The following is a 12,132-nucleotide window of genomic DNA, read 5'->3' as shown; positions in this document are numbered from 1 at the left end:
CTCCCTCACCGGCTTCAGGCCAGGACCTCCACCAGCTCGAGAAGCGGCAGCGAGTGCGCAGTCGCCACGGGAGCGCTGGTGACCCGGCCGCCGACCGTGGAGAGTCCGGCGGCGAGAGCGGCATCCGTTCGCAGCGCATCCTTCCAGCCTCGGGTCGCGATCAATCGAACGTAGGGCAGCGTCGCGTTCGTGAGCGCCGAGGTACTCGTGCTGGGCACGGCGCCGGGCATGTTCGCGACGCAGTAGAACAGCGACTGGTGCACCAGGAAGGTTGGATCGGCGTGCGTCGTCGGATGCGAGTCGGCGAAGCATCCGCCCTGGTCCACGGCGATGTCCACGAGTACGCTGCCCGGCTTCATGCGGGAGACGAGTTCGGTGCTGACCAGTTTGGGAGCACGGGCACCGGGGATCAGCACCGACCCGATCACCAGGTCGGAGGTCAGCAAGGCCCGGTCGATCTCATAGCTGTTCGAGGCCACGGTCTGCACCCGTCCGTAGTACAGGGCGTCGATCTCGCGCAGGCGGAACAGATTCGTGTCGAGCACGGTCACCTGGGCGCCGAGTCCGACGGCAACCTGCAGGGCGGCGGTTCCGGCCACGCCGCCGCCCAGCACGGTGACCCGGGCCGGATGCGTTCCCGGCACCCCGGGCACGAGCAGGCCCGGTCCGCCATTGGGCTTGAGCATCGCGTGGGCACCCACGATGGGCGCCAGGCGGCCGGCGACCTCGCTCATCGGTGCGAGCAGCGGCAGCGCCCCCGTCGGAAGCTGCACGGTCTCGTAGGCGATGGCCGTGACGCCGCTCGCCAGCAGCGCCCGGGTCAGGGCCGGTTCGGCGGCCAGGTGCAGGTAGGTGAACAGCAGCAGGTCCGGGCGGAAATAGCCGTATTCGCTCGGGATGGGCTCCTTCACCTTGAGGAGCAGATCGGCGGCGGCCCAGGTGGACGCGGCATCCGGCAGGATCGTGGCGCCGGAGGCGGCGTAGCTCTCGTCGCTGAGTCCGGAGCCGCGCCCGGCCCCCGTCTCGATCAGCACCTCGTGCCCGTGCGCCACCAGATCCTGCACGCCGGCCGGGGTGATCGCCACCCGGAACTCGTTGTTCTTGATCTCTGCCGGAACTGCGACCCTCATGGCGCTCCCTTGCTGCACACCCGCGGCGGTGGACCTCAGGTTCTGGGCGCCAGCCTACCGCCGCCCCACGGCCCTTTTCGAAAGAAAACAACGGCGAACGGTGCTGATCTCGTGCCTGAGATGAGCAAAAATTAACGATTCGGCCTCTCTTGGGTGCGCCGGGGGCGGTCCTGTGCGAGTATCGACCAACTCGCTACGCAAGCCGTGAGAGCTCACCCGCTGAGAAGTGCAAGGAGACCCGACCATGAAGCCCAGGCCGTTGCCCGCCGATCCCATGATTGCTCAGCTCGTCCGTCAGGCGCGGGCGACCCAGATGGGGCGACGCACCCTCCTCGCCGGAGCCGGCGGCGGGGCCGCGGCCCTGGCGCTCGCCGCGTGCTCGACCGGCGGGGCGACCAAGCCCACCGCAGCCCCCGACGAGTCCGACACCAGCAAGCTCGTGCGCTGGGACAACTGGGCGCTCTACATCGACGTCGACGACGCCGGCAACTACCCCACCCTGGACGCGTTCACGGCCGAGACCGGCATCAAGGTGGAATACACCGAGGCCGTCGACGACAACAACACCTACTACGGCAAGGTCAAGGACCAGCTCGCCCTCGGCAAGGACATCGGCGCCGACGCCGTCTGCCTGACCGACTGGATGGTCGGCCGCTGGATCCGTTTCGGTTACACGCAGGAACTCGACCTGGCCAACATCCCCAACTTGAAGAACCTGATCCCGTCCCTGAAAGACGTCGGCTTCGACCCCGGCCGCAAGATGAGCGTGCCGTGGCAGGGCGGATTCGCCGGCATCTGCTGGAACAAGGAGAAGCTGCCGAACGGCCTGGCTTCGGTTGAGGACCTGTGGGGCCCCGACCTCAAGGGCCGAGTCGGCGTCCTGTCCGAGATGCGCGACACCATGGGCCTGATCATGTCCGACATGGGGGTCGACATCGCCGGCGATTGGGGCGACGACGAGTACTTCGCCGCGATCGACGTGCTGGAGAAGCAGGTCGCCGACGGCCAGGTGCGCAACATCAAGGGCAACTCGTACAAGGAAGACCTCATCAATGAGGACACCCTCGCCGCCATCGTCTGGTCCGGCGACATCGTGCAGCTCAACGCCGAGAACGGCGACAAGTGGGACTTCGTGGTCCCCGACAAGGGCGGCACCCTGTGGAATGACAACTTCCTGGTGCCGATCGGCTCCACGCACAAGCGCAACGTCGAGACGCTGATCGACTACTACTACGACCCGGCCGTCGCCGCCGAGGTCGCCGCCTACGTGAACTACATCACACCCGTCGTCGGGGCCAAGGAAGCCGCGATGGCGATCGACCCCGAACTGGCTAACAACCAGCTGATCTTCCCGGACGATGCGACTCTGGCCAAGGCGCGGGTCTTCCGCACCCTGACTGGCGCGGAAGAGCAGAAATACGACGCCGCCTTCCAGGGCATCCTGCTGGGTTCGTAGGGATGTCCAGCGGAGAATTCGCCAGCGCCGGGGCCGACCTCGAGCTCGTCGGCATCCAGAAGAGGTTCCCGGGCTTCACCGCGATCGAGCACCTCGACCTGAAGATCCCGGCCGGGTCGTTCTTCGCCCTGCTGGGCCCGTCCGGCTGCGGCAAGACCACCACGCTGCGCCTGGTGGCCGGCCTCGAAGAGCCGACCGCCGGGCGCATCCTGATCGGCGGCACGGATGTGACGAACCAGAAATCGTTCCAGCGTCCGGTCAACACGGTGTTCCAAAGCTATGCCCTCTTCCCGCACATGACCGTGCTGGAGAATGTCGCCTTCGGGCTGCGCCGGCGCCGGATCGGCGACCCGGTCGCCAAGGCCCACGAGGCGCTGCGCCTGGTGGAGCTGGACCATCTCGCGTCGCGCCGGCCGCAGCAGCTCTCCGGCGGGCAGCAGCAGCGCGTGGCCCTCGCCCGCGCGATCGTGAACCGGCCGGCCCTGCTGCTGCTCGACGAGCCGCTCGGCGCGCTCGACCTGAAGTTGCGGCGACAGATGCAACTCGAGCTCAAGACCATCCAGGAAGAGGTCGGCCTGACCTTCCTGCACGTCACCCACGACCAGGAGGAGGCCATGACCATGGCCGACACGGTCGCGGTGATGAACAAGGGTCGGATCGAGCAGATGGGTGCCCCCGAGGAGCTCTACGAGCTGCCGCGTACGGCATTCGTCGCCAACTTCCTCGGCCAGTCGAACCTGTTCACCGGCCCCGTCGTCGGCAGCACCAGCGAGGCCATCTCGGTGGACGTCGCCGGCCAGAAGGTCGTGGTCCCGGCAGCCCGCGCGCACCGGCACACCGGCGAGGTGACCATCGGCGTACGCCCGGAGAAACTGACCCTGCACCTGACCGAGCCCGTCGATGACGTGGCCCGCAACGTGATGGGCCCCGGACACGTGGTCGACGTCTCCTTCAGCGGGGTCAGCACCCAGTACATCGTCGAGGTGCCGGGCATCGGCAACCTGATCGTCTTCGCGCAGAACATGGCGTTCGGCCCCGTCGCCCACGAGGGTTCCGAGGTGTGGATGAGCTGGAACATCGAGCACGGCTTCGGACTCGAGGACGACGCCTCGGCGGAGCCCCGCTTCGAGGCCGACGACACCACCCGGAGCATCGCGACGCAGAAGCGCTCCTCCCTGCTCACGGAGCTTGAGGGAGCCTAGGATGGCCTTCGCGGCATTCTCCGCCGGCACCACCGGCACCGAAGCGGCCCCCCGCCGCAAGAGCCCGATCGCCCTGCTCCTGCTGTTGCCGGGCATCCTCTATCTGGTGCTGTTCTTCCTGGCCCCCCTCGTGTCGCTGCTGCTGACCTCGTTCCAGGCTCCCTCGGGATTCGGGGACGTCGGCCAGTACTCCTACGCGTTCCGCTGGGAGAACTACGTCGAGGTGATCACGGCCTACTGGCCGCACATCATGCGTTCCTTCGGCTACGCGCTGATCGCCACCGTGCTCGCCCTGGTGTTCAGCTATCCGCTGGCCTACTTCATCGGCGTGAAGGCCAGGGCCTGGCCGTTGCTGCAGAGCCTCATGCTGGTGCTGGTGATCGCGCCGTTCTTCATCAGCTTCCTGCTGCGCACCCTGGCCTGGAAACAGCTCCTGTCCGACGAGTCGTTCGTGATCACGTCTCTCAAGGCCCTGTCGCTGATTGCACCGGATGCCTACTTCACCGGCACTCCCGTCGCCGTGATCTTCGGGCTGACCTACAACTTCATCCCGTTCATGACCCTGCCGCTGTACACGACGCTCGAACGGCTCGACCTGCGCTATCTCGAGGCCGGCAGCGACCTCTACGCACGTCCGTTCGACGTGTTCCGCAAGATCACGATCCCGCTGTCGATGCCCGGCATCGTGGCCGGCACACTGCTGACCTTCATCCCGGCCGCCGGCGACTACATCAATGCGAGCCGCGACTTCCTCGGCGGACCGGACACCCAGATGATCGGTAATGTGATCGAGGCCAACTTCCTGGTGCTGCAGAACTATCCGGCGGCGGCGGCGCTGTCGATCATCCTGATGTCGGTGATCCTGGTGATCGTGAGCATCTACGTGAAACGTTCCGGCACGGAGGAGCTGCTGTGAAATTCTCCCTGGGCAAGTGGCTGCTGCCGCTCTACACGCTGCTGGCGCTGATCTTCCTGATGGTGCCGATCGTCTACACGTTCGTGTTCTCGTTCAACGACTCACAGAAGTCCAACATCACCTGGCGCGGCTTCACCTTCGACAAGTGGCTCAACGTGTGCCAGGTGCAGAACGGCGCCGTCTGCGAGGCGTTCGGCAACAGCATCCTGATCGGCGTGGTGGCCACGGTGGCCGCGACCACGCTCGGCACCATGATCGCGATCGCCCTGGTGCGGTACCGGTTCCGGTTCCGGTCCCAGACGAGCCTGCTCCTGTTCCTGCCGATGGCCACACCCGAGGTCGTGCTCGGCGCAGGCCTGGCCGCGCAGTTCCTGTCGGTGGGCGTGCCGAAGGACATGGTCACGATCATCCTGGCGCACACCATGTTCTGCATCAGCTTCGTTGTGGTGACCGTCAAGGCGCGCGTCGCGGGCCTGGACCCCGCGCTCGAGGAGGCCGGCCGGGACCTCTACGGTTCCGCAACCCAGGTGTTCGCCCGGATCACCTTCCCACTGCTGCTGCCCGGCATCCTGGCGGCCGCGCTGCTGTCCTTCGCGCTCAGCTTCGACGACTTCATCATCACCAACTTCAACTCCGGGCCGGTGACCACGTTCCCCAAGTACATCTACGTGTCCGCCGCCCGGGGTATCCCGGCCGAGGCGAACGTGATCGCGTCGGCGGTGTTCATCTTCGCCCTCGTGATCGTGATCACCGCCCAGGTGTCCCGCGCGGCCCGGGCGAAGCGGTTGGCGAAACAGGGCTGACGCGACGGCTGCGCGTTTCGGCCCGGCCCGCGTTGGTGCGCGGGCCGGGCCGATCTGACGGGCTGGTGGTGTGCGTTACACGTAGCTTGCGCGGATCTCGCCGACCGGCAGACCGCCGCCCTGCACCGCGAGGTGCAGCTCGGGCACGATCGCGTCGACGTCGGAGTGGGCTATCGCTCCGGCATCCGCCAGCAGGCGCAGGGCCACGATCATGGTCGCCCGCAGGTTGCCGTCGAGCATCTTGAGGGCGACAGTGGTGCCGTTGGCGGCGGACGCCACGCAGATTCCCTCGGCGCCGGACTTCACGAACAGGCCCAGGCGGTCGATCACGACCGTGTCGGGCATGCCCGGTCCGGCGATGACCCAGCCGTTCTGCCGCATGGCTTCGCCGAGGAAGCCGGCCTCACGGTAGATGGCGAACGGCGAGTTCGACTTGGACGTGGCGATGCGCGCGATGCCGCGGGCCAGGGCGGTGAGGGAGAGCGCGTGAACCGGCGCGCCGCATCCGTCGACGCCGGACGCCGACGGGCGTTCCCCCGTGAAGCGTTCGACCACGTCGAGAATGCGCTTCTGCAACGGATGTCCCGGCTCCAGGTACCCGGACAGGGCCCAGCCGTTCTGCTGGCAGGCCACGAGCATCGCGGCGTGCTTGCCGGAACAGTTCATGTAGATCGGGGCCTTGCCGGCTCCCAGTCGCACCAGGGCGTCCCGGGTGGGGGAGTCGTCCGGCCAGGCCGCCGGGCAGCCCAGCGCCGTCTCGGGGATGCCGGCGCGGGCCAGGAGCCCGCGCACGAGGTCGGCGTGGCGCTGCGTGCCGGTGTGGCTGGCCGTGGCGATGGCGGCGTCCTCCCCGCGCAGGGTGACCCCGCTGGCCATCACGGCGATGGCCTGGAACGGTTTCATCGACGACCGCGGGAAGATCGGGGTGGTCACATCGCCGAGGGCGCGGAGGACCGCGCCCTCGCTTGTGAGCACGACCGCGCTGCCCGCATGCCTCGACTCGACGAAGCCGCTGCGCTCGACGACGGCGAGTTCGACCGCATCGGAGACGCTGAACGTCTGCCCGGCGTGCACGGGCAGCTCGAATGTCGTTGTCACGGTGTGGGCGGCGCGCTTAGAGCGCGGCGATGGCGTCGTCGATGACCGAGAGGGCATCGTTCAGCAGGGCGTCGCTCACGGCCAGGCTCGGCAGGAAGCGCAGCACGTTGCCGTAGGTGCCGGCGGTGAGCAGCAGCACGCCGTTCTGGGCGGCGTAGGCGGCGATGGAGGACACGGCGGCGGCGTTCGGCGCCTTGGTGCTGTCGCCGGTGCCCGGCTGCACGAGCTCGATCGCGATCATGGCGCCGCGGCCGCGGACCTCACCGATGATGTCGTACTTCTCCTTGAGCGCCCCGAGGCCGGCGCGCAGCGTGTTCTCGATGCGCACACCCTCGGCGAGCAGGTTGTTGTTCTCGATCGACTCGAAGACCGCGATGGCCGCGGCGCAGGAGACCGGGTTTCCGCCGAAGGTGCCGCCCAGACCGCCGGGCTGGGAGGAGTCCATGATCTCGGCGCGACCGGTGACGGCGGCCAGCGGCATGCCGCCGGCGATGCCCTTGGCGGTGAGCACGAGGTCGGGGATCCAGCCGAAGTGCTCGCTGGCGTAGTACTTGCCGGTGCGGGCCATGCCGCTCTGGATCTCGTCGGCGATCATGACGACGCCGTTCGCGGTGCACCAGGCCTGCAGGGCGGTGAAGTAGCCCTCGGCCGGAACCATGAAGCCGCCCTCACCCTGGATGGGCTCGACGACCAGGCAGGCCAGGTCGGTGGGTCCGACGACCTTCTCGAGGTAGGCGATGGTGCGCGCCGCGGCATCCGCACCGCTCAGACCGTCGTGATACGGGTAGGAGCTGGGGGCGTGGTAGACGTCGCTGGCGAGAGGGCCGTAACCGGTCGCGTAGGGCATGGCCTTATAGTTCATGGCCATGGTCAGCACGGTGCGGCCGTGGTAGGCGTGGTCGAGCACGGCGACGGCGCGGCGGCCGGTGTGCTTGCGGGCGATCTTGACGCCGTTCTCGACGGCCTCGGCACCCGAGTTGATCAGTACCGACTTCTTCGCGAAATCACCGGGGGTGTGCTCGGCGAGAAGCTCGCAGACGCGCACGTATTCCTCGTACGGCGTGATGGTGAAGAGGGTGTGGATGAAGTCCTGGGTCTGCTCGACGGCGGCGGCGACCACGCTGGTGTCGGTGTGGCCGATCGTGGTCACGCCGATGCCGGCGCCCAGGTCGATGAACTGGTTGTCGTCGACGTCGACGAGGATGGCGCCGTTCGCCTTCTTGATGTAGACGGGGAGGGCGGAGGCGACGCCGCCGGACACGACGGCGAGCCTGCGCTGCTGGAGTTCCTTCGAGCGTGGGCCCGGGATCGCGGTGACGATCTTTCGTTCCTGCGGCACCGTGTAAACCGGGGTTGCGGAGGTGGACGGGGAGGTCGAGGGCGTCAGCGTGTCAGTCATGATGGGACCAGTTTACCGATCCGTGCGACGGGCGGCGCAGCGAATTGCTGAGACAATCGATTCCCGGGCCGCGTTTGGGCCGGTTGTGGGCCACGGATCGGGCCCGCACGGACGCGCACATCGAAGGAGACGCCGTGATCGGTTCCCACCACTACGCCGTGAACGTCGTCTGGACGGGAAACCGCGGCACCGGCACCAGCGGTTACCGGGAGTACGGCCGGGACCACCTGATCACCGCGCCCGGCAAGGAGCCGATCAGCGCGTCGGCCGATCCGACCTTCCACGGGGACGCCGACCGGTGGAACCCGGAAGAACTGCTGCTGGCCGCGCTCAGCGAATGCCACCTGATGAGCTACCTGCACGTCGCCGTGAAGCACGGTGTGCGGGTCGTCGCGTACACCGACGACGCGACCGGGTCCATGGTGCAGACGACGGATGGCGGCGGCCACTTCACCGAGGCGACCCTGCGCCCGCGCGTCACGGTGGCCGACCCGGCTCAGGTCGAACTCGCGCAGTCTCTGCACGCGGAGGCCGCCCGGCTCTGCTTCATCGCCGCATCCGTGAACTTCCCGGTCGCGCACGAGCCGCAGACGGTCGCCGCCACCACCTGACAGCCCTGAAAGTCGCGCCCCCCACCCGTCGTCGCACCCCCGGTGGTCGAGCTTGTCGAGACCCGCTCCGGAGCGGACCGGGTTTCGACAGGCTCAACCACCGGGTTTCGACAGGCTCAACCACCGGGTTTCGACAGGCTCAACCACCGGCCGCCGGCGGAGCTGCGGGCTACAGGCCGGAGAGGGCGGCCAGTGTTTCCTCGATCACGGAGGCGGCGTCGTCGATCAGGGCCTCGGAGATGACGACCGAGGGCATGATGCGCAGCACGGAGTCCCAACTGCCGGCATCCAGCACGATCACGCCGTTCGTGGTCGCGTGCTTGATGATCGCGGTGAGGGCCTCGGGGTACGGCGTGGTCGTGCCCGGGTGAACGAGCTCCACTCCGAACATGGCGCCCTTGCCGCGCACGTCGCCGACGACCGAGAACCGCTTCGGCCAGTCGCCGATGCGCGCCCAGAGGGCCTTCTCGACGCGGCGGGCCTCGCCGAGCAGGTCGTCACGCTCGATCAGGTCGAAGACGGCGAGGGCGGCCGCGGTGGAGACCGGGTTACCGCCGAAGGTTCCGCCGATTCCGCCGGGCTGCACGGAATCCATGATGTCGGCACGGCCGGTGACGGCGGCGAGCGGGAACCCGCCGGCGATGCCCTTGGCCGTGGTGACGAGGTCCGGCACCACGTCGTGGTGCTCGATGCCGTACCAGGTGCCGGTGCGGGCGATGCCGGCCTGGATCTCGTCGGAGACGAAGACGATGCCGTTCTCGGTGCAGAATTCGCGGAGGCGCTTGAAGAAACCGGGGGCGGGGATGACGATTCCGCCGTCGCCCTGCACCGGTTCGATGAAGAACGCGGCGATTTCGGTGGCACCGATGTGGGTGTTGATGTAGTCGATGGTCTTCTCGGCGGCCTCTTCGCCGGTCAGTCCGTCGCGGTAGGGGTAGCTGGTGGGCACGCTGTAGATCTCACCGGGGAACGGTCCCATTCCGGCGCGCTCCGGCCAGGGGCGGTACGTCATCGCCATGGTCAGGTTGGTGCGACCGTGGAAGGCGTGATCGAGCGCCACGATGGCGCGGCGGCCGGTGAACTTGCGGGCGATCTTCACGGCGTTCTCCACCGCTTCCGCACCGGTGTTCACCAGGATGGAGCGCTTCTCGAAGTCGCCCGGGGTGATCTCGGCGAGCTTCTCTGCGACGGCCACGTAGTTCTCGTACGGGGTGACCGTGAACAGGGTGTGGGTGAGCTTGGCGGCCTGCGCGGCGGCGGCCGCGGCCACCTCGTCGTTCGCATGGCCGATGGTGGTCACGCCGATGCCGCAACCGAGGTCGATGATCTGGTTGCCGTCCACATCGACGAGGATCGCCCCGGCTCCGTGATCCATGTAGATGTTCGCCAGCGTGCCGGCGCCGCGCGAAACCGCGCGCAGACGCCGTTCCTGCAATTCGACGGACTTGGGGCCGGGAAGGGCCGTGACGAGCTTGCGCTCCTGGGGTACCGAATACGTGTCAGACATACCCCCCAGCTTAGGTCGCGTCCATTTCCGGGGTGTTTCCCGGCTAGACGCGTTCGCGGGGGAAGACCTTGTCGGCGATCTTCTGCAGCGTGCCGGCCGGCGGTGATTCGTTGTATTTCCCGGCCAGTTCCTGCCGGGACAGGCCATGGATCGCGGCCATGATCTCGTCGGTCGCGCCGCGCCTGGCCTTGCCCGACTCCGCGGAACCGTGGTGGCCGAGGTCGAGGGGTTCGCCAAAGGCGACCGTGACCTTGCGGATGCGGGGGTACTTCGCACCGACCGGCTGGATCTCCTGCGTGCCGATCAGTCCGACCGGCACCACGACGGCGCCGGTGGTGAGGGCGAGCCACGCCACGCCCGTGCGGCCCTTGTACAGCCGCCCGTCGAGGGAACGCGTTCCCTCCGGGTAGATCGCGAACGCACTGTCCGCCTCGAGGATGCTGCGGCCCGCGTCGAGCGCGTCCTGTGCGGCCTGTCCCGCGCCACGTTCGACCCCGACCGCACCGATCGAGGTGAAGAAGGTGCGCGAAACGAAGCCCGTGAAACCGGTGCCGGTGAAGTAGGTGGACTTGGCCAGGAACTGCACGCGCCGGGGTGCGACGAGCGGAATCACGATGCTGTCGATGAAGGACAGGTGGTTGCTGGCCAGGATCACGGGGCCGGTACGGGGGATGTTCTCCCGCCCGGTGATGGTGGGCCGGAAGACCAGGCGTGCGATCGGGGCCATGATGCCGTAGCCCAGGAAGTAGACGAATCCGGGCCGTTTGGTGGGCTCCGATTGCCCCGCGGATGGGTCGACGGGAGATTCGTCCTGGGGTTCTTCTTTGGCACCGGTCATCCTTGGACCCTACCGCCACGGCCCGCCCCGGCACGAAAGGCGGCGGCGCCACCTACAGTTGCAGGATGCGCAGACGAGTAGTAATTCTCGGGTCGACCGGCTCCATCGGAACCCAGGCCCTCGACGTGATCAAGGCCAATCCCACCCGGTTCGAGGTGGTCGGACTGTCGGCCGGCAGCAACCGGGAGATGCTCGAGGCGCAGGCCGACGAATTCGACGTGGAACACACGGCACTCGGCGCGGACGAGGCCGAACAGCTGGTGCGGGATGTCGATGCCGACGTCGTGCTCAACGGCATCACGGGCTCCGTGGGCCTCGGCCCGACCCTGGCCGCGCTGCGGGCCGGGCGCACCCTCGCGCTGGCCAACAAGGAATCGCTGATCGTGGGCGGGGACCTGGTGAAGTCACTGGCGGCACCGGGGCAGATCGTGCCCGTCGACTCCGAGCACTCCGCCATCGCGCAGGCGTTGCGGTCGGGGACGGCCGGCGAGGTGCGGCGACTGGTGCTGACGGCATCCGGGGGCCCGTTCCGTGGTCGCCGGCGGGGCCAGCTGGCGGAGGTCACCCCGGCGGAGGCCCTCGCGCACCCCACCTGGACCATGGGACTCGTGGTCACCACGAATTCGGCGACGCTCGTGAACAAGGGCCTCGAGGTGATCGAGGCGCATCTGCTGTTCGACGTGGAATACGAGCGGATCGACGTGGTCGTGCACCCCCAATCGGTCGTGCACTCCATGGTCGAGTACATCGACGGATCGACCATCGCGCAGGCCTCCCCGCCCGACATGCGCCTGCCGATCTCCCTCGGGCTGGACTGGCCGAACCGCGTCGCTGCGGTCGGCACCCCGATCGACTGGACCACCCCACAGAACTGGACCTTCGAACCCCTGGACACGACCGCGTTCCCGGCCGTCGATCTGGCCAAGCAGGTGGGGCGCGCGGGCGGCACCTATCCCGCGGTGTTCAACGCCGCGAACGAGCAGGCCGTTGCGGCCTTCCACGCCGGCACCATCGGGTTCCTGGACATCGTCGACACGATCCAGCGCGTCGTGGACACGCATGAGCAGGACGGCCCGCTCACCCGCGAATCGCTGTCCGGAGCCGAGGAGTGGGCCCGCGCGACGGCCGACAAAATGCTCGCCCGCTGAGAGCGCGCAGCTCAGGGACCGGCG

11 protein-coding genes are annotated in these 12,132 nt (G+C 68.1%); 6 read left to right on the top strand and 5 right to left on the bottom strand.

The genetic code is table 11. The annotated features are described in order from the left end of the window. Positions 1–14: 14 nt before the first annotated feature. Positions 15–1,130: an alanine dehydrogenase gene (gene ald / locus AC0J5J_RS06040; RefSeq protein ID WP_474899963.1), complete on the bottom strand. Its 1,116-nt coding sequence runs from the start codon at positions 1,128–1,130 to the stop codon at positions 15–17. Between the two features lie 244 nt (positions 1,131–1,374). Here ald and AC0J5J_RS06035 point away from each other — a divergent pair, with 244 nt between their 5' ends. The 4 genes from AC0J5J_RS06035 to AC0J5J_RS06020 are packed head-to-tail and all read left to right on the top strand — an operon-like array spanning position 1,375 to position 5,507. Then, a complete protein-coding gene (locus tag AC0J5J_RS06035; RefSeq protein ID WP_134424293.1) occupies positions 1,375–2,586 on the top strand; it encodes a polyamine ABC transporter substrate-binding protein in 1,212 nt (403 codons plus the stop codon). 2 nt (positions 2,587–2,588) lie between these two features. Continuing rightward, entirely contained in the window at positions 2,589–3,788 is a 1,200-nt protein-coding gene (locus AC0J5J_RS06030) for an ABC transporter ATP-binding protein (RefSeq protein WP_134424292.1), read from the top strand. Between the two features lies 1 nt (position 3,789). Continuing rightward, positions 3,790–4,704: an ABC transporter permease gene (locus AC0J5J_RS06025; RefSeq protein WP_134424291.1), complete on the top strand. Its 915-nt coding sequence runs from the start codon at positions 3,790–3,792 to the stop codon at positions 4,702–4,704. Further along, positions 4,701–5,507 (top strand): ABC transporter permease, encoded by an 807-nt coding sequence (locus AC0J5J_RS06020; protein ID WP_174722398.1) that lies wholly within the window; start codon positions 4,701–4,703, stop codon positions 5,505–5,507. The genes AC0J5J_RS06025 and AC0J5J_RS06020 overlap by 4 nt, the downstream gene beginning before the upstream one ends. Before the next feature lie 75 nt (positions 5,508–5,582). On the opposite strand, the gene AC0J5J_RS06015 is transcribed toward AC0J5J_RS06020, so the two are convergent. Both AC0J5J_RS06015 and gabT read right to left on the bottom strand, forming a co-directional pair. Then, a complete protein-coding gene (locus tag AC0J5J_RS06015) occupies positions 5,583–6,605 on the bottom strand; it encodes an asparaginase (RefSeq protein WP_241972701.1) in 1,023 nt (340 codons plus the stop codon). 16 nt (positions 6,606–6,621) lie between these two features. Further along, positions 6,622–8,004, bottom strand: coding sequence for a 4-aminobutyrate--2-oxoglutarate transaminase (gene gabT / locus AC0J5J_RS06010; RefSeq protein WP_134424289.1), 1,383 nt, complete (start codon positions 8,002–8,004; stop codon positions 6,622–6,624). Positions 8,005–8,138: 134 nt separating this feature from the next. Here gabT and AC0J5J_RS06005 point away from each other — a divergent pair, with 134 nt between their 5' ends. Beyond that, positions 8,139–8,615, top strand: a complete 477-nt coding sequence (locus AC0J5J_RS06005) for an OsmC family protein (protein ID WP_474899962.1) — start codon at positions 8,139–8,141, stop codon at positions 8,613–8,615. A gap of 169 nt (positions 8,616–8,784) precedes the next feature. On the opposite strand, the gene AC0J5J_RS06000 is transcribed toward AC0J5J_RS06005, so the two are convergent. Next, positions 8,785–10,122, bottom strand: a complete 1,338-nt coding sequence (locus AC0J5J_RS06000; protein WP_134424287.1) for an aminotransferase class III-fold pyridoxal phosphate-dependent enzyme — start codon at positions 10,120–10,122, stop codon at positions 8,785–8,787. Positions 10,123–10,165: 43 nt separating this feature from the next. Beyond that, on the bottom strand, positions 10,166–10,960 hold the full coding sequence (locus tag AC0J5J_RS05995) for a lysophospholipid acyltransferase family protein (protein ID WP_134424286.1): 795 nt from the start codon (positions 10,958–10,960) through the stop codon (positions 10,166–10,168). Between the two features lie 65 nt (positions 10,961–11,025). Here AC0J5J_RS05995 and dxr point away from each other — a divergent pair, with 65 nt between their 5' ends. Continuing rightward, positions 11,026–12,108 (top strand): 1-deoxy-D-xylulose-5-phosphate reductoisomerase, encoded by a 1,083-nt coding sequence (gene dxr, locus AC0J5J_RS05990; protein ID WP_474899961.1) that lies wholly within the window; start codon positions 11,026–11,028, stop codon positions 12,106–12,108. The last annotated feature ends 24 nt before the right edge of the window (positions 12,109–12,132 follow it).

The sequence above is a fragment of the Cryobacterium sp. TS_SC_7 genome, from assembly GCF_056156285.1.
Note: the sequence above shows the minus strand (reverse complement) of the source record. Positions and strands in the feature narration are given on the sequence as shown.